This window comes from Pseudomonas sp. NFR09 (assembly GCF_900111535.1).
Lineage (GTDB): Bacteria > Pseudomonadota > Gammaproteobacteria > Pseudomonadales > Pseudomonadaceae > Aquipseudomonas > Aquipseudomonas extremorientalis.
Genome location: NZ_FOIH01000012.1, coordinates 82670 through 108649, shown reverse-complemented (window position 1 = coordinate 108649; position 25980 = coordinate 82670). Strand labels below are relative to the sequence as shown.

At 64.1% G+C, this 25980-nt stretch carries 2 protein-coding genes; both read right to left on the bottom strand.

What is annotated here, in order from left to right; all coding sequences use genetic code 11:
* Nucleotides 1-5: 5 nt before the first annotated feature.
* On the bottom strand, nt 6-11855 hold the full coding sequence (locus BMX59_RS24625; protein ID WP_093126769.1) for a non-ribosomal peptide synthetase: 11850 nt from the start codon (nt 11853-11855) through the stop codon (nt 6-8).
* A gap of 3 nt (nt 11856-11858) precedes the next feature.
* Complete coding sequence (locus BMX59_RS24620) at nt 11859-25898, bottom strand: non-ribosomal peptide synthase/polyketide synthase (protein ID WP_093126765.1); 14040 nt, start codon at nt 25896-25898, stop codon at nt 11859-11861.
* Nucleotides 25899-25980 lie beyond the last annotated feature (82 nt).

Sequence of the window (25980 nt, the reverse complement as noted above, 5' to 3'; positions counted from 1 at the left end):
AGGTGTTATTCCATGGCGGCCACCAGGCTACGAATGAACTCGGCACTGTCGATGATCCCGTCGTGATCAGTCTCGATCACCACTGAACGCTCGATCCGCCCCTGAACAAGGGTGCTTGCCATGTGCTGCTCGATCAGCTCCTTGAACTGCCCGGCGCGGCTCATGGACGCCCACCAGCAACTGACCGGGGCCTTGATCGGCTTGAAGTCCGCCGCCGACAGACGCTCACTGAGCGCGCGGTCGACCTCCCAGGAAATCTGCGCCTCATTGCCACGCAGCAACTCGTTCTTGATACCGGTAAAGGTGTCGCCCAGGGTCTGCTCGGCCCAGGCGATAAACCCTTGCCATTGCCCAGCTTCGTCTTGGGCATCGCGCTGACATTGCTGCCAGGCCGCCTGAATCCGCTCGGCAAACGCCGGGAACATCACGCCCAACAACGCCGCACGCCGCTCGTTCGCCGAGACTTCACGGGCATCCTCGGTGACGACCGCCTGCCAATAGGGCCTGAGCCACTGCGGCGGCGCGGAGTCGATCCAGCCGACAAACTCGACGTCGCGTCCCGCTTGCTCCAGCACGTAGGCGACTTCCATCGCCAGGTTGCCACCCAACGACCAGCCTGCCAGGCGGAAGGAGCCCTGGGGCTGGGCCAACAGGAGTTGCTCGGCGTAATCCTCGACCATGGCTTGCCATTCGGGCACCACTGCACCGTCCTCGGCCAATGCACGGCAAATCACCCCGAACACCGGACGCAGCTCCCGGAGCGCGAGGGCAATCGCGGTGTAGCAATGCACCGAACCGAAGCTTGGGTGGAACATGAACAACGGTGTGCCTTCGGTCTGGCTGTTGAGCTTGACGATCAACGAGCTGCGCGCGTCGCCCTTCAGGCAGTTGACCTGGCTGCGTACCGTCGGGTTAAGCATCAACTGGCTGACGGACAAGCCGACACCGATGACTTTACGGATACGCTCCTTGAGCATCAGCACCAGCAAGGAGTGACCACCCAACTCGAAGAAGTTGTCGTTCAGCCCTACGCGCTCGACACCGAGGACATCACGCCAGATCGCCGCGACTTGCTGCTCGACGGCGCTTTGCGGGGCCTGATAAGCGTCCGCGCCTTGCGCCTCCGGTTTAGGCAACGCCTTGCGATCCAGCTTGCCATTGGGGCTCAGCGGCATCTGTGTCAACACCACCCACTGCGCCGGTACCATGTAGTCCGGCAACTGCGCCGCCAGGTGCATCGCCACCTGTGCTTTCCAATCCTCGCTCGGCGCCTGCAGCACCAGGTAGCCCACCAGATGCGTGCCGTCCACGGCGAGCACCGCCGCTTCACGCACACACGCGTGCTCCAGCAGGCGGGCCTCGATTTCACCCAATTCGATGCGCAAGCCACGCAGCTTGACCTGGTGATCGATGCGCCCGGCGTACTCGATCACCCCATCGTCGCGATAACGCGCCAGGTCCCCGGTGCGATACAAACGGGTGCCACTGCCGAACGGATCGGTCACAAAGCGTTCGGCGGTCAGCGCCGGCCGACGGTGATAACCGCGCGCCAGGCCGACGCCGCCGAGATAGAGTTCACCCAACACGCCAACGGGTGCCGGTTCCAAGTTGCCGTCCAACACGTAGCAGCCCAGGTTGGCGATCGGCCGACCAATCGGCACGGCGTCACCCCCTTCGTCGACGCAGGTCCAGTGCGTCACGTCGATTGCCGCTTCGGTCGGCCCATACAGGTTGTACAACCCGGCACGCGGCAGTTTGGCGAACACCTGTTGCTGAGCATCCACCGGCAGCGCTTCACCGCTGCACACAATGCGCTGCAGGCTGTGACAGGCGCCGACGCCGGCATCCTGCAAGAAGGCCTGGAGCATGGATGGCACAAAGTGCAACGTAGTGACTTGCTCGGCGTTGATCAGGCTCACCAGCCTGGCCGGATCACGATGGTCGCCCGGCGCGGCCACCACCAGGCGCGCACCGGTCATCAGCGGCCAGAAGAACTCCCACACCGACACGTCGAAACTGAACGGCGTCTTCTGCAAGACCGTATCACTGCCGTCCAGGCCATACGCCTGCTGCATCCAGCACAGCCGGTTGGTCAGCGCCGAATGGCGGTTACCCGCACCTTTGGGTTGGCCGGTGGAGCCCGAGGTGTAGATCACATAGGCAAGGTTTTCGCCATCGACGGCGACCTGCGGATTCCGCTCGGCGTAGGCCTGCAACCCCTCATCGCCCTGCTCCAGCACCAGGCTGTGCAAGCCCGCTGGAATCGGCAGTTGCTCCAGCAAATGCGCCTGGGTCAACAACAGCTTCACGTCGCTGTCTTGCAGCATGTAGGCCAATCGATCGCGGGGGTATTCCGGGTCCAGCGGCACATAAGCGCCACCTGCCTTGAGTACCGCCAGCAGGCCAACGACCATTTCAATCGAACGCTCAACCGCCAGCCCCACGAGGACATCCGGCCCGACGCCGGCCGCCATCAGGCGATGCGCCAGGCGGTTTGCCCGGCGGTTAAGCGCGGCGTAACTCAATACCTGCCCGGCAAATACCAGCGCTGGTGCGTCCGGCGTGCGCACCACCTGGGCTTCGATCAACTGATGCACCGGAAGGTGCAGCGGGTAGTCCGTGGCCGTGTCATTCCAGGCATGCAGGACCGTTTCGCGCTCGGAACGGGCCAGCGAAGGCAACGTTGCCAGACGCTGGGCGCCGTCCACTGCCAATGCCTGCAACACCTGCTGGAAGTGCTCGGCCAACCGTTCGATATGCGCCGCGCTGAATGCCTGGCGGTCGTAATTGAACTCCAGGCCCAAGGTGTCACCGATGCCCAGCAAGACCGTCAACGGATAGTGGGTTTGCTCCAGGCTGTGGACGGCGCCAAACGTGAGCCCCGAAGGTGCGCCCTGCTCCAGCGCTTCGGACACCGGGTAGTTCTCAAACACCAGAATGCTGTCGAACAGCGCCTCGCCACCCAGCCCGGCCCAACGCTGGATCTCGAACAGCGGCGTATGCTCCTGCTCACGCAAGCGCACGTTTTGCGCCTGGATCTGCTGCAGCCACTGGCTGACCGTCATCTGTGCATCCGGCGTGGCCACGACGGGCAAGGTGTTGATGAACAGACCGACCTGTTGTTCGATACCGCGCAATTGCGCCGGACGGCCTGCCACGGTGGCGCCGAACGCCACGGTGGACTGCCCGGTGTGATGCTGCAACAGCAGCAGCCAGGCGCTTTGCACCAGCGTATTGAGGGTGACTTTATTGCGCTGGGCGAAGGCCTTGAGCTGAGCGGTCTGGCTGGCGTCGAGGTTCAGACGATGCTCGCCGTTGACGGCCAGCGCCTCGCTGTGCGCAGCCTGTAGGCCACGGGCCAGGCGGGTTGGTTCTTGCAGGTTGAGCAGTTGCTCTTTCCAGAATGCCTCGCTGACCGACTTGTCCTGTGCCTGCAGCCAGGCAATGTAATCGCGGTAACGCCCGATGGGCGCACGTAGCGGTTCACCGGCGTAATGCTGCAACACCTCGCCAAACAACTGCGAACCACTCCAGCCGTCCATCAAGATGTGGTGGTTGGTGTAGATCAAGTGATAACGGGACGCCCCCGTACGGACCACCGTCAGGCTCAGCAATGGCGCTTGTTCCAGCACGAACCCCTGGGCCCGCGCCGACTCGGCCAGGCTATCGAGTGCCGCACTGCTGCCGGGCCGATCTTGCCAGTCCAGCTCGGCGAACGGCATTTGCATCTGCTTGTAGACCACCTGCAACGGCTGCTCAAGCTCGGTCTGCCAGAGAAAACCGCTGCGCAGGATCTCATGGCTGTCGAGCGCCGCCTGCCAGGCCTGGCGGAAGCGCGGTACATCCAGGCCCTCGACATCAATGCGCATCTGGTTGATGTAGTCACCCGAGCCTTCGCCGTACAACGATTGGAACAACATGCCTTGCTGCATCGGCGACAGCGGGTAAACGTCTTCGATATCAGCCACCGTCACCGGCAAGCTGTCCAGTTGCGCCTGGGACAAGCGCGCCAACGGGAAGTCCGAGGGCGTGACACCCCGGTTGACACCACAGTGCTCGATCAACGCCTTGAGTTCCGTCGCGTAGTCATCCGCCAGGCGTTGTACGGTCGCTTCATCGAACATCTGCTGGCTGAAGCTCCAGTTCAACTTCAATTCACCGGCGTAGACCTGGCCGTTGATTTCCAACCAGTTACCCAGCGGTGCCTCGGCACTCTGTTCGGAACCACTGCCATCACCGGAGGGGACGAACAAGCCTTCTTGTTCGCCGCCGTCAAAACTGCCATCGAATTGCCCCAGGTAGTTGAAGGTGATGCGTGGGCGCGGCAGTTCACTCAGGGCCTGTTGAGCCTCGGCATTCCCCAGGTAACGCAGGGCACCAAAGCCCAGGCCCTTGTCGGGAATCGCGCGCAGCTGCTCCTTGATCTGCTTGAGGGAGCCGCCCAACGAATCGGTCGGCACCAGCTTCACCGGGTAGAGGCTGGTGAACCAGCCGACGGTACGGGTCAGGTCGATCTCGTCGAACAGGTCTTCACGGCCATGGCCTTCCAGGCGGATCAACATCGACGCGTCACCGGTCCAGCGCACAACGACGCGAGCCAGTGCAGTCAGCAACAGGTCATTGATCTGGGTGCGGTAAGCACTGGGGGCGTCCTGCAACAGACGCCGCGTGAAGGCCTGATCCAGATGGGTGGTCACGCTCAGCGCATGCCGGTTGCTCAAGCTGGCCTTTGAATCGGCCCCCGGCAGTCCGGTAGGGCTGCCTTGCAACTGCGTCTGCCACCAGGCCAGTTCCTGCGCCAGTGCGGCGCTGCGTGCATAGGTTTGCAGACGCTCGGCCCAGGCACGGGTCGCGCTGGTCTTGGCGGGCAACACGACCGTGGCACCTTGGGCAAGCAGGCGGTAAGCCGTTTGCAGGTCTTCCAGCAGGATGCGCCAGGACACACCGTCCACCACCAAGTGATGAATCACCAGCAGCAGGCGCTGGGAGCCGTCGGCGAGGTCGACGAGCACTGCTCGCAGCAGCGGCCCTTCGCTCAGGTCGAGGCTGCGCTGGGCTTCCTCACCCAGGGCCTCTAACTCTTCGACTGCATTCAAGGTGGTCTGCCACAGGACCTGCTCGGCCTGATGCTGCTGCGGCCCGCGATACGCCGCGCTCCAGCCTGCCGCGCCCTGGACGAAACCGGTGCGCAGGGCGTCGTGATGCACGATCAACGCCTGCAGCGCCGCCACCAGCAGCGGCGCCTGCAACGCCTGATGTGGCTGTAGCACCACCGACTGGTTCCAGTGATGACGCTGGGGAATGTCATCGGCAAAAAACGCCTGCTGGACAGGCAGCAACAACAACTCGCCGGTCAATGCCGACTGATCCAGCACCACCGCGCCCTCGCCTTCCCGGGCCACGGCCGCCAGGCTCTGGACCGTCTGGTGCTGGAACAGATCCTTGGGCGTGAAGCGCACACCGGCCTGGCGGGCACGGCTGACCACTTGGATCGAGATGATCGAGTCACCGCCCAACTCGAAGAAGTTATCGTGCAAACCGACACGTGGCAGACGCAGCACGTCGGACCAGATCGCCGCGATCTTCTGCTCCAGCTCACTCTGTGGCGCCACGTACACCTGCTGCATCTGGCTGACATCCGGGCGCGGCAGGCCCTTGCGGTCGAGCTTGCCGTTCGGCGTCAGCGGCATGCGCTCAAGGAACATCAGGTGCGTGGGTACCATATAGTCCGGCAAACGGGTTTTCAGGGCGCGGCGCAAGGCTTCGCGGCAGGTCGACTGCGCCACTGCGTCGTCGACGAGCAAGGGGTCCAGCGGCACCACATAGGCGACCAGTTGCTTGCCGCTCGGCCCTTCCTGGGCCACCACCACGGTTTCGCCGACGCTGTCCTGCTCGCGCAGGCGCGCTTCGATCTCGCCCAGCTCGATACGGAAGCCACGGATTTTCACCTGATGGTCGACGCGGCCGAGGTAATCCACCACGCCATCCGGGCGGCCACGGGTCAGGTCGCCGCTGCGATACATACGGCTGCCGGGCTTGCCGAACGGGTCCGGTACGAAGCGCTCGGCGGTCAGGGCCGGGCGCTCCAGGTAACCCCGGGCCACGCCCTCGCCGCCCAGGTACAACTCACCGGCTACGCCGATGGGTTGCAGGTTAAGTTGCGCGTCCAGCACGTAGCCGCTGCGGTTGCCCAGCAGTGTGCCGATCGGCGCGTAGACGGCACCGCACGGGTCACCACGGCGGGCCTTCCACAGCAACGGCGTGACCACGGTTTCGGTCGGGCCGTAGCCGTTGAACAGATAAGTCGGCTTGAGCGCGCGCCACGCCAGGTCATAGCTGGCCTGGGCAACGGCATCGCCACCGAAGCAGTACACCCGCACCTTCGGCGGGTTGCCGTCACGCTCGGCATGCTCGGCCAACTGTTGCAGGTACACCGGCGGGAACACCGCCATGGTCACGTTGTGACGGTGCATTTGTTGGTAGGTGTACTCCGGCAGCCACAGGCTGTCATCGCGGATCAACACGCTCGCGCCGTTGATCAGCGGGTGCATCCAGCCTTCGTGGGACCCGTCGAAGGCGAACGACATGAAGTGCAGTTCGCAATCGGCGGGCGAGGTTTCATAACGCTCGCCGGTGGCGATGATATGCGCCACCAGTGGACCGTAAGAGACAGCAACCCCCTTGGGCATGCCGGTGGAGCCGGAGGTGTAGATCACGTAGGCGAGGTTGTCGCCGTCCAGTTTCACCTGCGGCGCCGTGTCGCTGAAGCCTGCCCACTCCTCGGTAAGATCAATCGCCAGGCAATCAAGGCCGTCGGGGATCGGCAGTTGCTGCAAGGCACTGCTGTGGGTCAGCAGCAACCGGGCACGGCTGTCCTGCATCATGTACAGCAGGCGATCACGCGGGTATTCGATGTCCAGCGGCACGTAGACGCCACCGGCTTTCATCACCGCGAGGAACGCCACCATGATCTCGGCACTGCGCGGCATGGCAATCGCCACGCGCACTTCCGGGCCGACGCCACGGGCGATCAGCGCATGGGCCAGACGGTTGGACTGGCGGTCCAGCTCGCCGTAAGTCAGCTGCTGCTCGCCAAATTTCACCGCCACCGCCTCGGGGGTTTCCCAGGCGCGGTCGGCCACCAACTCGTGGACCAGGCGCTTGGCCGAGAAGCCGGCGTCGCTCTGGTTCCACAGTTGAAGAATCTGTTGCCGTTCGGCGTTGTCCAGCAGGTTTAATTGGCTGAGATTCTGCCGTGGGTCGGCAACCATGCCTTGCAACAGGTTCTGCCAGTGTCGCGCCATGCGTTGCACGGTACTGGCCTCAAACAGGTCCTGGGCATAGCCGAGCGTGGCCCAGATACCTTCGGTGGATTCCTGGATATCCAGGTCCAGGTCGAAATGCGCCGTCTTGCTTTCCCATTCCAGCCCTTCTACCGAAAGATTCGGCAGTTGCTGCTGAACCTGAGCCTGGCCCACGTCGGTCTGGTGGTTGAACATCACTTGGAACAACGGGTTGTGGCTCAGGCTGCGCTCGGGTTGCAGCGCTTCCACCAGTTGTTCGAAGGGCAGGTCCTGGTGAGCCTGGGCGTCCAGCGCCCGTTGCCGGGCCTGTTGCAGCAGTTGCTCGACGCTCATCTGGCCGTGGAGATCGGCCTTGAGCACCTGGGTGTTGACGAAGAAGCCGATCAGACGCTCGGTCTCGCTGCGATTGCGGTTGGCGATCGGCACCCCGACACGGATCTCTTCCTGGCCACTGTAGCGATGCAGCAAGGTCTGGAACGAGGCCAATAGCAGCATGAACAAGGTCACGTCCTGCTGCTTGGCCAGGGCCTTGAGGCCTTGGGTCAACGCGCCGGGCAGTTCGAATGCCAGGCGCGCGCCACGATGGCTTTGCACAGCAGGACGCGGGTGGTCGAACGGCAACGCCAACACGCTCTGCTCACCGCCGAGCATGTCGCGCCAATACGCCAGTTGACGGGCCTTCTCGCCCGCCTCCATCCAGTTGCGCTGCCATACGGCGTAGTCGGCGTACTGAATCGGCAGCGCCGGCCATTGCAACACCTGTCCCTGGCTGTAGGCCGCATACAGTTGCACCAGCTCTTCAACCATCAGCTGCATCGACCAGCCATCGGACACGATGTGATGCTGCACCAATACCAATACATGTTCATCAGCGGCGATGCGCAGCAACGAAACCCGCAGCAAAGGCCCTTGTTCCAGATTGAAGGGTTGGGCTATTTCGGCCTCGACCCGCGCCTTGAGCTGCGCTTCCTGTACCTCGGCGTGCGCTATCGGCAACGACACCTGCGGTGAAATTATTTGAACCGTGCGGTCGCGCTCCTGGCGCAAATGGGTGCGCAGGCTTTCATGCCGGGCCAGCAAGGTATCGAAACTGCGTTGCAGTGCAACCAGATCAAGCTGCCCTTTCAAACGCAAGGCGCTGGGGATGTGGTACGCGGCGCTTTGCGGCTCCAGTTGCCATAAAAACCATTGGCGCTCCTGGGCGTAGGACAGCGGCAACGGCTGGTCCCGCCCTACCGGCAACAGCGCGGGCGCGTTCGGCGCGCCTGGGGCCTGGGTGGTCAGTGCGGCGACAAACCCCTCCAGGCGCGGCTGTTCGAACAGCAATTTGAGCGGCACTTCGAGCTTCAATGCCTGACGAATGCGCGAGACCACTTGCATGGCCATCAGCGAATGCCCGCCCAGTTCGAAGAAGTGGTGGGTCAGGCCCACACGCTCGACGCCAAGAATATCAGCCCAGATCGCCGCAACCTGCTGTTGCAGTGGCGTAACCGGTGCCTGCCAGGCCTGTTGCACCGCGCTGCCATCGGGTTTGGGCAGCGCCTGGCGGTCAAGCTTGCCGTTGGGGTTCAACGGCATGCGGTCGAGGAAGATCAAGTGCGCAGGCACCATGTAATCGGGCAGTTGCTCACGCAAGGTGGCCTTGAGCGTTTCGCCCGCTGCCGCATGCTCGGCGGCGGACAACGGCTGGGCTGGCACAAGGTAAGCCACCAACTGGTTGTCGGCCGCCAGCAGGAAGGCTTCGCGCACCGCCTCCTGGGCCAACAGCAGCGCTTCGATCTCACCCAACTCGATTCGGAAACCGCGGATTTTGACCTGATGATCGACGCGACCGACGTATTCGATCACCCCGTCGGCGCGATAACGCGCCAGGTCACCGGTGCGGTAAAGACGCTCACCCAGGGTGCTGAACGGGTCGGCGACAAAACGTTCGGCGGTCAGGCTCGGGCGTTGCAGGTAATCACGGGCCAAGCCACTGGCACTGGCAATGTACAGCTCACCCACGGCGCCAACCGGCAACAGGTTAAGGTCACGGTCCAACACATACAGACCGCGCCCCGGCAACGCGCGGCCAATCGGGCTGGCAGTGGCGCCAATCACGGCGTTGTCGTCGCTGCAATCGAGCACGCTGGATACCACCGTGGCCTCGGTCGGCCCATACGTATTGAGCAGCCGTACATGCCCCAGCCCCGCGCGCTGCCACGACACCGGGCCATCCAGCGGCATCGCTTCGCCGCCGATATGCACCTGCCGCAATGCGCCATAGGGCCGTGGCCCCGCTGCAAGACAATCCTGCAGGAACAGTTTCCAATAGGCGGTGGGCAAGTCGGCCAGGGTGATGCCTTGGTCGATAATCTGCCTGTACAGGTCAGCGCCGTCCCACAACTGCGGCCCGCGCAACACGACCGTCGCGCCCAGGGTCAGGGCCGGGTACAGCTGCTCGACAAAACCATCGAAGTTCAGGGTCGCGAACTGCAGTACGCGGTCGTCCGCGACCAGGCGCGAATACTCGGCCGCGATACCGGCGAATTCGCTCAATGCCGCATGGCTGATGGCAACGCCTTTTGGCTTGCCGGTGGAGCCGGAGGTGTAGATGACATACGCCAGGCTGCGGGGCTCGAACGCGGTAGGCGGGTTGTGCTCGGCACACTGCGCCAACTGCGCGTCGGCCAGGTCGATGTCCAGCGCCGTCAGATCGGCCGGCAATGGCAAGCGGTCGCGCAGGTGGGATTGGGTCAACACCAGTCGCACACCACTGTCGTCGAGCATATGCACCAGGCGTTCACGCGGGTATTCAGGGTCAAGCGGCACGTAGGCGCCACCCGCCTTGAGCACCGCCAACAGGCTGACCACCATGGCAAAGGAGCGCTCGACCGCGATGCCAACCAGCACTTCCGGGCCTACACCCTGGGCGATCAGGTAGTGCGCCAGGCGATTGGCCTGGCGGTTCAGTTCACCGTAGCTGAGCGTTTGCTCATCCAAGGCCAGCGCCTGGCGCGCCGGATGTTCGCGGGCCTGGGCCTCGAACAACTGGTGCACGGCGTGCGACGCCGCGACGGTGACGGGGGCATTCCAGTCCTTGAGCATCCGCTGTTGTTCGGGTGCATCGAGCATCGACAGCGTGCAAAGAAGGCTGCGTGGTGCACTCACTGCCGCCTGGAGCAGGTTCTGCCAATGCTGCGCCAAGCGTTCGATGGTTGCGCTTTTGAACAGGTCGGTGGCGTAGGTCAGCGCCGCCCAGAGGCCCTCGCCAGACTCATGGGTGTCCAGGCTCAGGTCGAAATGCGTGGTCCGGCTCTCCCAATTCAGCTCCGCCACCCGCAGGCCAGGCAATGGCTGGTCATCGCGCCCGCCCTGGGCGTCGGTCTGGTGGTTGAACATCACTTGGAACAGCGGGTTATGGCTCAGACTGCGTTCAGGTTGCAGCGCCACCACCAATTGTTCAAACGGCAAGTCCTGGTGCGCCTGGGCTTCCAGGGCGCGGCGCTTGGCCTGTTGCAGCAGTTCGGCGAAGCTCATCTGCCCGTCGAGGTCGGCCTTGAGTACTTGGGTGTTGACGAAAAAGCCGATCAGCCGCTCGGTTTCCACGCGGTTGCGGTTGGCATTCGGCACGCCGATGCGGATGTCCGACTGGCCGCTGTAGCGAAACAGCAGGGTCTGGAACGAGGCCAGCAACAGCATGAACGGGGTTACGCCCTCTTGCTGGGCCAGGCGCTTGATACCAGCCACCAGGTCCGCCGGCAGATGCACCTGCAAGCTGGCGCCGCGATGGCTTTGCTGCGCCGGGCGCGAATAGTCGAGGGGCAACTCCAGCACCGGTTGCTCACCGCCCAACAGGTCCTGCCAGTAGGCCAATTGACGAGCCTTCTCCCCGGCTTCCATCCAGCTGCGCTGCCACAGCGCGTAGTCGGCATAGTGGATCGGCAAGCCCGGCAATTGCACCTCCTGGCCTTGGCTGTGCGCGGCGTAGAACTGCACCAGTTCCTCGACCATGACCTGCATCGACCAGCCATCGGAAATGATGTGGTGCTGCACCATCACCAGCACATGCTCGTCTTCGGCCAGTTGCAGCAAGGTCACGCGCAACAACGGCCCCGCCTGCAAATCGAAAGGCCGGGCTATCTCGGCTTCGATGCGCGCGATCAGTTGGTGTTCGTCGGCAACGTCCTGGTGTATCTCGATGCGCGCCTCGGGCGCTACGTTTTGCAGCAGGCGCTCGCCGTCCTGTACCAGGCGTGTGCGCAGGCTTTCATGGCGGGCCAGCAGGCTGTCGAACGCGCGTTGCAGGGCCGCCAGGTCCAGTCGGCCCTGCAGACGCAGTGCGCCGGGAATATGATAAGTAGCGCTGTCCGGGTCCAGTTGCCAGAGAAACCACTGGCGCTCCTGGGCGTAGGACAACGGCAGACTCTGGCCGTCCTCACGGATCGAGGCAATCGGCAGCTGGGCGAAGCTCATGCCCCGGCTTTGCAGGCGCTGGTAAAACTGCTGGCGCTGTTCCAGAGGCAGGCGAAGAAAGCGCGAAACCAGATCGATATTAGGGTTGGAAAGCATGGGTCAAATCGCCTCTAGTTCGCTCAAAAAGTCACGAAGATCATCAAAATCTTCCGCGCTGCCGGCGCGGAAGGTGGCGGCGGCCTGCACGTAGGCACGCAGGGTTTCGGTCTGGAACACTTCCAGCAAGGGCACTTCCAGCCCCAGTTCGGCCTGGACCCGCGAGGTGATCTGGATCGCCAGCAGGGAATGGCCGCCCACTTCAAAGAAGTTGTCGTTCAGGCCCACTTGCGGCAGGCGCAGGACATCGGCCCAGATCGCGGCGATCTGCCGTTCCAGCTCGGTTTCGGGGGCCACATAGGCCTGTTGCAGCAGGCTCGCATCCGGCTCGGGCAGGCCCTTGCGGTCGAGTTTGCCGTTGGGGGTCAGCGGCATTTGCGCCAGGAACATGAAGTGTGTCGGCACCATGTAGTCCGGCAGGTGGGTTTTCAGGGCGCGGCGCAGGGTGTCGCGCAACTCGGTTTCGTTGATCAGGCTGCCGTCTGCGGGCACTACGTAAGCCACCAACTGCTTGCCGGTCGGGCCTTCCTGGGCGACCACCACGGTTTCACCGACGTTGTCCTGTTCGCGCAGACGCGCTTCGATTTCACCCAGCTCGATACGGAAACCACGGATTTTCACCTGATGGTCGACACGGCCGAGGTAGTCCACCACACCATCCGGGCGGCCACGGGTTAGGTCACCACTGCGATACACACGGCTGCCGGGCTTGCCGAACGGGTCCGGCACAAAGCGTTCGGCAGTCAGCGCCGGGCGCTCCAGATACCCACGGGCCACGCCTTCGCCGCCCAGGTACAGCTCACCGGCTACGCCGATGGGTTGCAGGTTGAGTTGTGAATCCAGCACGTAGCCGCTGCGGTTGCCCAGCAGCGTGCCAATGGGAGCGTAGACGGCACCGCACGGGTCGCCCTTGCGCGCTTTCCACAGCAATGGCGTGACCACGGTTTCGGTCGGGCCGTAGCCGTTGAACAGATAGGTCGGCTTGAGTGCGCGCCAGGCCAGGTCGTAGCTGGCTTGCGCCACGGCATCGCCACCGAAGCAGTACACCCGCACCTTCGGCGGGTTGCCGTCACGCTCGGCATGCTCGGCCAACTGTTGCAGGTACACCGGTGGGAACACCGCCATGGTCACGTTGTGGCGGTGCATTTGCTGGTAGGTGTATTCCGGCAGCCACAGGCTGTCATCGCGGATCAACACACTGGCGCCGTTGATCAGCGGGTGCATCCAGCCTTCATGGGAGCCGTCGAAGGCGAACGACATGAAGTGCAGTTCGCAGTCGGCGGGCGAGGTTTCATAACGCTCGCCGGTGGCAATGATATGCGCCACCAGCGGACCGTGGGACACCGCCACCCCCTTGGGCAGGCCGGTGGAGCCGGAGGTGTAGATCACGTACGCGAGGTTGTCGCCGTCCAGTTTCACATCAGGCGCCGTGTCGCTGTAACCGGACCATTCCTCGGTGCGATCAATCGCCAGGCTGTCCAGACCCTCGGGAATCGGTAGTTGCTGCAAGGCACTGCTATGAGTCAGCAGCAACTGGGCACGGCTGTCCTGCATCATGTACAGCAGGCGGTCACGCGGGTATTCGATATCCAGCGGCACATAGACGCCACCGGCCTTCATCACCGCCAGGAACGCCACCATGATTTCGGCACTGCGCGGCATGGCAATCGCCACGCGCACTTCCGGGCCGACGCCACGGGCGATCAGCGCATGGGCCAGGCGGTTGGCCTGGCGGTCCAGTTCGCCATAGCTCAGGGTTTGTGCGTCGAATTTCACGGCGACTGCATCCGGGTTTTCCCGGGCGCGGTCGGCCACTAACTGGTGAACCAGGCGTTCGGCCGAGAAGCCGGCATCGGTCTGGTTCCACAATTGCAGGATGTGCTGTTGCTCATCCTCGCCCAGCAGGTTGAGTTGGCTGATGGGTTGCTGTTGATCGGCGACCATCGCCTGCAACAGGTTCTGCCAGTGGCCGGCCATGCGCTCGATCGTGGCTGGGGCAAACAGATCAGTGGCATAACTCAGGGACGCACGCAGCGTCGCCTGGCTTTCCTCCACATCCAGCGCCAGGTCGAACTGCGCCACACCTTCATCCCAACCCAGCACCTCGACATCCAGTTCGGCGAGGCGTTGCAAGTGATTGGCGGCCGAGGTCACGCGATGGTTGAACAGCACCTGGAACAGCGGGCTCAGGCTCATGCTGCGCTCGGGTTGCAGGGCTTCTACCAGTTGCTCGAACGGCAGGTCCTGGTGGGCCTGGGCCTCCAGGGAACGCTGGCGTGCCTGTTGCAGCAGTTGCACGACGCTCATCTGCCCGTGGATATCGGCCTTGAGTACCTGGGTGTTGACGAAGAAGCCGATCAGCCCTTCGGTTTCCAGGCGATTGCGGTTGGCAATCGGCACGCCGACACGCACGTCTTCCTGGCCACTGTAGCGGTGCAGCAACGCCTGGTAGGACGCCAGCAGTACCACCGGCAACGTCACACCGGCGGCTTGCGCCAAGCGGCGCAAACCGGCCAGAAGCTGCGGTTGCAACTCAATGCCCAGGCGGGCGCCACGGTGGCTTTGTACCGCGGGGCGCAGGTAGTCGAAAGGCAACTCCAGCACCGGCTGCATGCCACCCAACTGGGCCTGCCAGTACGCCAGTTGGCGGGCCTTCTCGCCGGCCTCCATCCAGTTGCGCTGCCACAGGGCGTAGTCGGCGTACTGGATCGGCAAGGCTGGCAAGTCTGGCACGTGGCCTTGGCTGAAGGCGGCGTACAGCTGCACCAGTTCCTCGACCATCAGTTGCATCGACCAGCCATCGGAGACGATGTGGTGCTGCACCAGCACCAGTACGTGCTCATCAACAGCCAGGCGCAGCAACCTGGCCCGCAACAGCGGCCCGCGCAGCAGGTCGAATGGCTGCGCAACCACTTCTGCGACCCGCGCCTTGAGGCTGTCTTCTTCGGTGTCGAGCAGGCTGATCTCGATCAGGCCCGAGTCTTCAATCACCTGAACTGCGCCGCCAGCGTCCTGGCGCACATAGGTGCGCAGGCTTTCATGGCGTGCCAGCAAGGTGTCGAAACTGCATTGCAGCGCGGCCAGGTCAAGCGGCCCTTTCAAACGTAATGCGCTGGGGATGTGATACGCCGTGCTTTGCGGGTCCAGTTGCCAAAGGAACCATTGCCGCTCCTGGGCATAGGACAACGGCAGCGGTTGATTGCGGTCAGCCTTGAGCAACGCGGGCGCAACCACGCCCTCCTCGCCCAGCGCCTGAACGAAATCCTCCAACCGCGGGTGTTCGAACAGAGTCTTGAGCGCCACTTCCAGCGCCAGCACCTGGCGAACCCGCGAGACAACACGGGTGGCCAGCAGCGAATGCCCGCCGAGTTCGAAGAAGTGATCGTCAAGGCCGACCTGCGGCAGCTCCAGCACCTCGGCCCAGATCGCCGCGACCTGCTGTTCACGCAGTGTCACTGGCGCTACATGGCCTTTGCTCAATCGTGCCACGTCCACCGCAGGCAACGCCTTGCGGTCGAGCTTGCCGTTGGGGGTCAGGGGCAGGCTATCGAGGAACACCAGGTGCGCCGGCACCATGTAGTCCGGCAGGCGCTCGCGCAGGGCCGCCTTGTAGACTTCTGGCGTGTCGGGTGCGGAACTGACCAGGTAGGCGACCAAGCGGTCGTTGTCGGCCAGGACCACGGCTTCGCGTATACCGGCCTGCTCGCGCAGGCAGGCTTCGATTTCACCCAGTTCGATGCGGAACCCACGTACCTTGACCTGATGGTCGACCCGGCCGATGTATTCCACCACGCCATCGGCACGGTAGCGGGCCAGGTCGCCGGTGCGGTACAGGCGTTCTCCCGGCGCACCATACGGGTTGGGCACAAAGCGCTCGGCCGTCAGCGCGGGGCGCTCGTGGTAACCGCGAGCCAGGCCGACGCCGCCGATCAGCAGTTCACCGGCGGCCCCCACCGGGCTGGGCGTCAAACCGGCATTGAGGATGAACAACGTGGTATTGGCGATAGGCCGCCCGACAAAAGGCTGGGCCTCGTGCAGACGATGGGCAGCGGACCAGATAGTGGTTTCAGTCGGGCCATAGAGGTTCCACAGCGGGCCTTGCAGGTCGAGCAGGCGCTGGGCCAGGTCCGACGGCAGTGCTTCGCCGCCGCACAGGCTTTTGATACCGCGCAGCCGTTGGGCGCGCGGGCTTTCCAGCAGCATGCGCCAGGTCGACGGTGTGGCTTGCAGCACGTTGGCCGATTGGCTGTGGACCAGATCGATGATCGCTTCCGGGTCGAGGGCCAGCTCCTGGCCGCTCAGCAGTACCGTGGCACCCACCGTCAGGGGCACGTACAGCTCCAAGGCGAAGATATCGAACGAGAAGGTGGTCAGCGACAACACGCGGGCGTCAGCGCCGATGTCCAGGGTGCCGGCCATGCCGCAGGTGAAGCTGCACAGCGCCTGGTGGCGCACCATCACACCCTTGGGCTTGCCGGTGGAGCCGGAGGTGTAGATCACGTAGGCCAGGTGTTCCGGCGTGACGTTGACCTGGGGGTTGTGCTCGGCGGCATTGTCATCCGCCTCGACCATCAGCACCTGCACACCCTGCGAGTGCGCCAAGCTGCCGTCCAAGTGCGGCTGGGTCAGCAAGACTTGCGCACGGCTGTCTTCAAGCATGAAGGCCAGGCGGTCCGCCGGGAATTGCGGGTCGAGCGGCACGTAGGCACCACCCGCCTTGAGGGTCGCCAACAGGCCGATCACCATGTCCAGCGAACGCTCGACATGCACCGCCACCAGTACGTCCGGCCCTACGCCCGCCGCGATCAGGCGATGGGCCAGGCGGTTGGTGCGACGGTTGAGTTCGCCGTAGCTGAGACCCTGGCCATTGAACTGCAGCGCCAGCGCGTCCGGGTGTGCCAGGGCCTGGGCCTCGAACAGTAGGTGCACGCAACGCTCGCGGGGGTAATCAACCGACGTGTCATTCCAGGCCTCGACCATCTGTTGCCATTGCGGCGCACTGAGCATCGCCAGCTCATCCACAGCCTGGGATGCATCGTGCACCACGGCGCGCAGCAGGTTCTGCCAGTGCTCGGCCAGGCGCTCGACGGTCGTGGCGTCGAACTGGTCGGTGGCGTAGGTCAGGGACGCCCACAGGCCTTCGGCGGACTCTTCGGTTTCCAGGTTCAGATCGAACTGGGTGCTGTGCCCGGCCCAATCCACCGCTTGCAGGTCCAGGCCCGGCAACTGCAGCGGGGCTGCACGCAGGTTGTCCTGGTGGTTGAACATCACCTGGAACAGCGGGTTATGGCTGAGGCTGCGCTCCGGTTGCAGGGCTTCGACCAGTTGTTCGAACGGCAGGTCCTGATGCGCCTGGGCGTCCAGGGCGTGCTGCTTGACCTGGGCGAGCAATTGATCGAAGGCCATCTGCCCGTGCACGTCGGCTTGCAGCACCTGGGTGTTGACGAAGAAGCCCAGCAGACGCTCGGTTTCCAGGCGATTACGGTTAGCGATCGGTACGCCGACGCGGATCCGGGACTGGCCGCTGTAGCGATGCAGCAAGGTCTGGAACGACGCCAGCAGCACGACAAACAGAGTCACCTCCTGACGCTGGGCCAGGGCCTTGAGCTCAGTGACCAGCGCGTTGTCGAGCTGGACTTGGCGGCGTGCGCCACGATGGCTTTGCAGCGCCGGCCGCGGGTAATCCAGCGGCAGCTCAAGCACCGGATGCTCGGTGCCCAGACGGGTGCGCCAGTAGTCGAGTTGGCGCTGTTTTTCACCGGCCGCCATCCAGTCACGTTGCCACTGGGCATAGTCGACGTACTGGATCGGCGGCGCAGGCAACGGGGACTGGCCCTGATAGAGCGCCACCAGTTCGTCGACCATGACTTGCATCGACCAGCCGTCGGAGATGATGTGATGCTGGGTGATCACCAGCACATGGTGCTCGACCTCGACCTCCAGCAAGTTGACGCGCATCAGCGGGCCATTGACCAGGTCGAACGGGCGCTGGATTTCCTGCGCCACCGCTTGTTCGATCACCGAGGCCGCGACCCGCTGGTGTTCGATCGGCATCGCCATGCGCGGATGAATCACTTGCCAGGTGTGCTCGTCCTCTTCTACAAAGGTGGTGCGCAGCGGCTCATGGCGCTGTACCAGGGCCTGGAACGCCCGCTCCAGCGCCGCGACGTCCAAGGGGCCGCGCAGATGCATTGCACTCGGCACGTGGTAAGCCGCGCTGGTGGGGTCCAGTTGCCAGAGGAACCATTGGCGCTCCTGGGCGAACGACAGCGCCAGCGGCTGGTCCCGCGTCACAGCCACCAGCGGCAGCTCCCTGGCGGTCTGCAACCCGGCGCAAGCGGCTGCGAACGCTTCCAGCGTCGGTTGTTCGAACAGCGCCCGCAACGGCACTTCCAGTTGCAGTGCGTGGCGCACCCGCGAAATGACTTGGGTGGCCAGCAACGAATGACCGCCACGTTCGAAGAAGTGGTCATTGAGCCCCACCTGATCCACTTGCAACACCGCTTGCCAGATGGCGGCCAAACGCGTTTGCAGCGGGGTTTGCGGCGCCCGGTAAGCCTGGCGCGCCTGGTTCAGGTCCGGTGCCGGCAGTGCGCGACGGTCAAGCTTGCCATTGTTGTTCAACGGCAAGGCGTCGAGGACAACCCAGTGCCCCGGCACCATGTAATCCGGCAAGGACTGGCGCAAGGTGGCCGCCAATGCCGGGGTGTCCACGCTTTGCCCGTTGGCGGCGACCACATATGCCACCAATAGCGTGCCCGTCGGGCTCGATTGTGCGATGACGGCCGCTTCACGCAGCTGCGGCAAGGCTTGCAGGCTGGCTTCGATCTCACCCATTTCCACGCGGAACCCGCGGATCTTCACTTGATGATCGATACGCCCGACATACTCCAGCGCACCCGCCTGGTTATAGCGTGCCAGGTCGCCACTGCGGTAAAGCCGCGCGCCGGGCACGGCGGAAAACGGGTTTGGCAAAAAGCGCTCGGCGGTCAGCGCCGGGCGATCGAAGTAACGCTGGGCCAAACCGTGTTCGGCGCCGATGCACAGCTCGCCCACGCCGTCGGTGGCCAATAATTCGAAACCACTGTCCAGCACATACAAGGAGCGACCGTCGATGGCCCGACCAATCGGCACACCAAACGCATCGCTGGCATCCACCAATTGGCAGTCATGCACGCTGGACACCACGGTGGCCTCGGTGGGCCCGTAGGTGTTGACCAAACGCACGTCACCCAACCCGGCGGCGTACCAAGCGCGCAGCCCTTCCACCGACATCGCCTCGCCGCCGACATGCACCTGACGCAGGTTGCCCAGGGTGCGCTGGTCGAGGGCGCACTCCTTGGCGAGCAAATACCAGTAGGCGGCGGGCAGGTCGGCGAGGGTCACGCCCTGCTCGACGATTTCCCGCGCCAATTGCCCGGCATCCCATAGCTCATCGCCGCGCATGACCAACGCTGCGCCCACACACAGCGGCGGGTAGCATTGCTCGACAAAGCCGTCGAAGCTGAACGTGGCAAATTGCAGCACGCGATCCGCCGCGCTCAACCGGCTATAGGCCTCGGCGCTGTCGCAGAACTGGCCGAGGGCGGCATGGTCGATGGCCACACCCTTGGGCAGCCCGGTGGAGCCCGAGGTGTAGATCACATAGGCCAGGTCGGCAGCGGCGGCATGGTTGGTTGGATTGGTCGACGGGTAGCCTGCCAGTTCTTCGCCGGACGCGGTGAAACTCTCGCGCGCCAGCCCTTGGGGCAACGGCAGGTCGGCCAGCAGCCCGGTTTCGCTGAGCAGCAGGTCGAGCCGGCTGTCTGTCAGCATGTAGGCCAGGCGTTCGGCGGGGTAGTTCGGGTCCAGCGGCACATAGGCGGCGCCACTTTTGAGCACCGCCAGCAGGCTGACGATCAACTGCGGACCACGTCGTGCCGCCAGGCCGACGCGCTGGCCTGGGCCAACGCCCAGTTCCAGCAGGCGATGGGCAAGCCGGTTGGCGCGAGCATTGAGCTGGGCGTAGCTCAGGCGTGCCTCACCCGCCTGCACGGCCATCGCGTCGGGTGTGGCGCTGGCCTGGGCGGCTATACGCTCGTGCACGCGCAGGTGACGCTGGGCCTGGCTGGGCGACTGGCTGAGGGCAAGCATGTCGCGCCGTGCGGCTTGGTCGAGCAGAAGCAGGTTGCCAATGGGCGCCTGGGCATCCGCGAGCATCTGCACCAGCAGGTGGTGCAGGTTGCGGCTTAATTGAGCGACCTGCCGAGCACTGAAGCACGCCTGGTCATAACCAAACTCCAGGCGCAGGCAACTGCCCAGCTCAATGCCCAGGGTCAGTGGATAATGGGTCTGCTCGTGGTTATGCAGGCGGCCGAACGCCAGGCCGGCAGGCGCGCCCTGCTTCAAGGCCTCGGCCACCGGGAAGTTTTCGAACACCAGCAAGGTATCGAACAGCGCGCTGCCCTGCTGTCCTGCCCATCCCTGGATGTCATAGAGCGGCACATGTTCATGGTCGCGCAGGCTCAGGTTGAGGGCTTGCAGCTCACTCAGCCAGTCGGCCACCGGCTGGGCCGGCGATGCTGCATTGATGATCGGCAGCGTGTTGATGAACAGGCCCAACTGCTGTTCGATCCCCGGCAATGGTGCCGAGCGTCCCGCGACGGTGGCACCAAAGGCCACGCAGTCCTGCCCGGTATAGCGTTGCAGCAGCACGCTCCATGCGCCTTGGAGCAAGGTGTTGAGGGTGACTTTGTGGTGGCGGGCAAACTCGCCCAGGGCACGCGTGAAGTCGTCGCTCAGCACGACCTGATGGTCAGCCATGCCCTTGCCTTCGAACGGCACACGCAGCGCCTGCGCAAGCAGGGTTGGCGCTTGCAGCGGCGCCAGCGCAGACTTCCAGAACGCCTCGCCCGACGCTTGCTGTTGCAGCCAGCCCAGGTAATCGCGGAACTGCCCCTGCGGCACCGGCACGTTTTGCCCGGCGTAATGGGCGATCACTTCGCCGAGCAACTGGGCGTTACTCCAGCCGTCCATGAGGATGTGGTGGCTGGTGAAGATCAGGTGCCAGGCACCGCCGGCACCGCGCACCAGCATCAGGCGAAACAGCGGCGCAGCATTCAGCGCAAATCCCTTCTCGCGTTCGGCAGCGGCGAATGCATCAAAATCAGCATCGACATCTTCGATCACTTGCAACTGCACATCGACATGACGCTGAATCACTTGATGGGCACTGTCCAGGCCGAGCCAGTGGAAGCTGCTGCGCAGGATGTCATGGCGATCCAGCGCGGCTTGCCAGGCACGGCCGAATGCGAGCAAGTCCAGGCCTTCAATGTCCAGGCGCAACTGGTTGATGTAAGCCTCGGCCTCGGGCGCATACAGGGTATGGAACAACATACCCTGCTGCATCGGCGACAACGGGTAGAGATCGGCAATCGCCGGCCCGGCGATGGGCAAGGCGTCCAGTTGCTGCTGGGTCAGGCGCGCCAGGGGGAAGTCCGAAGGCGTGACCTGCCCCGCCGGCGTGGCGCAGCAGTGTTCAATCAAGGCCTGGAGTTCAGCGGCATAGTCATCCGCCAGGCGTTGGACGGTCGCCACCTCGAACATCTCACGACTGAACCCCCACCGCAGGGCCAGCTCACCGCCGTACACCTGCCCTTCCACCGTCAGCCAGTTGGCCAGCGGTGCCTCGGGGTCCTGGGCCTGTCCGCTGCCCTGGTCAGCCGGAACGAACAGCGCCGCCTCGTTGAATTGGCGGTCGAACTGCCCCAGGTAGTTGAAGGTGATGCGCGGCACGGCCTGTTTGGACAAGGCCTCACGCGCCTCGGGTGCGCCGAGGTAGCGCAGCAGGCCATAGCCGATACCTTTGTGCGGCACCGCACGCAGTTGCTCCTTCACCGACTTGATCGCAGCCGACAGCTCACCCTCGGCTTGCAGGCGCACCGGGAACAGGCTGGTAAACCAACCCACGGTGCGGCTCAGGTCGAGCGTGTCGAACAGGTCTTCGCGACCATGGCCTTCCAGCTGGATAAGTGCGGCAGGTTGCTCGCTCCAGCGGCTGATGACCCGCGCCAACGCAGTCAGCAGCAGGTCGTTGACCTGGGTGCGGTAGGCCGCCGGAGCGTCTTGCAGCAGTTGGCGGGTGTGGTCGGCGCTGAGGCGGATTTCGAGTGTACTGCCCAGGCGATTTTGCAGGCCGCCCTGGGGGTTGTCGCACGGCAGGTCAGCGCTTGCGGTCTGTGCCTGCCAATACCGCAGTTGCGCGTCCAGCGTCTGCGCGTGGGCCTGCAACCGATGCGCCCACTGCTGGTAGGCGCTGGTCTTGGCCGGCAATGCGGCGTTGACGTAGGCCTGTTGCAGGTCTTCGAGCAGGATACGCCACGATACGCCGTCCACTGCCAGGTGATGCACCACCAGCAACAGGCGCTGGGTGCGGTCGGCCATCATTGCCAGGACCGCACGCAGCAGCGGGCCCTGTTCAAGATCAAGGCTGCGTTGAGCCTCGTCGCACAGTGCGGCCAACTCAGCCTCGCCGGCGACCTGGGACTGCCATAACGAAGCCGATGCAACCGGCTCGGCGTGGGCCTGGCGCCAACCGTCCGCCTGTTGCACAAAACGCAGGCGCAAGGCGTCGTGATGGTTGATCAAGCGGGTCAAGGCGGCCTCAAGGCGCATGGGCTCCAGCGCCTCACGCGGAGTCAGCAGCAACGACTGGTTCCAGTGCTGGCGCGCCGGGATCGCCTGCTCGAAAAAGCTGTGTTGCACTGGCGTGAGGAACACCTCGCCGGTGACCGGCCCCTGGTCGATGAGGGTCGCCTGCTCGAAGGTCGCCACCAGCGCCAGGCTGCGTACGCTCTGGTACTGGAACAGGTCCCGCGGGCTCAGGCGAATGCCCGCCTGGCGCGCACGGCTGACTACCTGGATGGAGATGATCGAATCGCCACCCAGTTCGAAGAAATTGTCTTCCAGGCCGACGTGTTCCACACCGAGCACATCGCTCCAGATTGCTGCCAGGGCTTTTTGCACGTCGCTTTCCGGGGCTACATAGGCCTGCTGGGGCGCAGCATCCGGCAATGGCAAGGCCTTGCGGTCGAGCTTGCCGTTGGCGGTCACCGGCAGCCTGGCCAGGTGCACCAGATGGGTCGGCACCATGTATTCCGGGAGGCTTTCGAGCAGCCAGGCCTTGAGGTCGGCAGGCGTTTCGTCGGCCAGTACCAGGTAGGCCACCAGTTGCTTGCCGCCTTGCACCAGCACCACGGCTTCGCGCACCGAAGGGTGTTGCATCAGGCGCGTTTCGATTTCGCCCAGCTCGATACGCAGGCCACGCAGCTTGACCTGATGATCGAGGCGACCCAGGTATTCGATCACCCCATCGGCACGCTGGCGCACGCGGTCACCAGTGCGATACAGACGCACACCGTCACCGAACGGGCTTGGCACGAAACGTTCGGCGGTCAGTGCCGGGCGCCGGTGGTAACTGCGTGCCAGGCCGGCGCCGCCCAGGTACAGCTCACCGCTGACGCCCGCAGGCACCGGGTTCAGTTGGGCATCGAGCACGTACGTACCGAGGTTGGCGATGGGTCGACCGATGGGCACGCTGTCGGCGCCTTCGTCGACGCAGGTCCAGTGGGTCACGTCGATGGCGGCTTCGGTCGGGCCGTATAGGTTGAACAAGCCCGCCTGTGGCAACTTGGCGAACACTTGCAACTGCGCATCCAGCGGCAAGGCTTCGCCGCTGCAGACAATGCGTCGCAGCGTGTTGCAGGCTTGCACGCCCGGCTCATGGATAAACGCCTGAAGCATCGACGGTACGAAGTGCAAGGTGGTGATGCGGTGTTGCCCGATGGTCTCGATCAACCGCGCCGGTTCGCGGTGTTCACCGGGCGCAGCGACGACCAGGCGGGCGCCGGTCATCAGCGGCCAGAAGAACTCCCACACCGAGACGTCGAAACTGAACGGGGTTTTCTGCAGCACCGCATCGCTGGCGTCCAGGCCGTAGGCCTGCTGCATCCAGCACAAACGGTTGACCAACGCACGGTGGCTGTTGCCGGCACCCTTGGGCTTGCCCGTTGAGCCGGAGGTGTAGATCACGTAGGCCAGGTTCAGCGCCTGCAGGTCGACGCGTGGCGACTGACGGCTGTAACCGTCGAGCCAGCTCGCAGGCTGGTCCAGGGCAATCACCTGGATGCCCTCGGTGGGCAGCAATGGCAACAGGTCGCGCTGGCTGAGCAGCAACTGGATGCCGCTGTCTTCGATCATGTAGGCCAGGCGTTCCCGGGGGTATTCAGGGTCCAGCGGGACATAGGCGCCGCCGGCCTTGAGAATGGCGAGCAAGCCGACCACCATTTCGATGGAGCGCTCGACGCAGATCCCCACCAGCGCGTCAGGGCCGACGCCCTGCTCGCGCAAGGCGTGGGCCAGCTGGTTGGCGCGGGTGTCGAGCTGGGCGTAGGTCAGCGTGGTTGCACCGAACACCAGCGCCGGTGCATCCGGCGTGGCCTGCGCCTGGTCTTCGATCAGGTGATGAATGCCGCGCTCGGTCGGGTACGCCTCGGCGGTCTGGTTCCATGCGTGGACCAGCACCTGCCGCTCATCCGCCGCCAACATCGGCAATTCACCGATGCGCTGTTCATCGTCGGCCACCATGGCCTGCAACAGGCTGAGCCAATGCCCGGCCATGCGCTCGATGGTTGGCGCGTCGAACAGGTCGTTGGCGTAGGTCAACGCGGCATGCAGGGTGCCGGATTTTTCATAGGTGTCGAGGGTCAGGTCGAACTGGGTGGTGCGGCCTTGCCACTCCACCAGGGCCAGTTCCAGGCCGGAGGCGGTGCTAACGCTGGCAATGTCGGCCACTACCGGCTGGTGGTTGTACATCACCTGGAACAGCGGCGTGTGGCTCAGGCTGCGCTCGACCTTGAGGGCTTCCACCAGGCGTTCGAAGGGCAATTCCTGATGGGCCTGGGCACCGAGGGCGTGCTCCTTGATGCTTTGCAGCAGCTCATTGATGCGGGTTTGCCCGGTCAGCTCGGTGCGCAAGACCTGGGTATTGACGAAGAAGCCTATCAACCCTTCGACTTCAGTGCGGTTGCGGTTGGCGATCGGCACACCGACGCGGATATCGCCCTGCCCGGTGTAGCGATGCAGCAACACGTTGAAAGCACCGAGCAACAGCATGAACAGGGTGACGTTGTGTTTTTGCGCGCAGCTGCGCAGCTGCATGGCCAGCGCAGGCTCAATCGCGAAATTGTGGCGTGTGCCCTGGTAGCTCGGCATCGCCGGACGCGGGCGGTCGGTGGGCAGCTCCAGCACCGGGTGCTCATCACCCAGGCGTGCTTGCCAGTAATCCAGTTGGCGCGTCTGCTCCCCCGCTTCCAGCCAGCGGCGCTGCCACAGGGCGTAGTCGCTGTACTGGATCGGCAAGGCCGGCAGTTGCGGGGTTTCGTTGCGCTCGTGGGCGTCGTAGCAGCGGATGAACTCGTCGATCAGCACATTCATCGACCAGCCATCGGAGACGATGTGGTGCAGGGTCAACAGCAGCACGTGTTCCTGCGCGTCGAGCTTGAGCAATTGCACGCGCAGCAACGGACCGTTTTCCAGGTCGAACGACAGCAGCGATTGACGGGTCGCGGCCTCGTTGACGGCCTGTTCGCGCTCGGCGGCGACCAGGTGGCTAAGGTCCAGGTGCTCGACGGTCAACGACGTGTCTGCCGGCACCTGCATCAGGCGCTCGTCCGCCTGGCGCTGGAATACTGTGCGCAGGGTTTCGTGGCGCGCGACCAGGCTGGCAAAGGCCTGCTCCAACGCGCCGAGGCTCAACGCCCCCTTGAGCCGTACCGCTCCCGGCAGATTATAGGCGCCGCTGGCCGGGTCCAATTGCCAAAGAAACCACATGCGTTGCTGCGCGTAGGACAACGCTTGGCGATCCTCCACTTCCACCCCCGCCGGAATGGGGAACCGGGAAAAATCCACGCCTTCTTTCTGCAGGGCCTGCAGGAACAATTGGCGTTTTTCCAGGGGCAACCCGATAAACCGGCGAGCAAGTTTCAAGGAGTCTTCAGCATTCATTTCTTGGAGTCCGGAGCAGTAGGCAGGAAGCACAAAGGCACGTCGTCCCTATAAAACGAACCGGAGAGGGAAAAATTAGCGG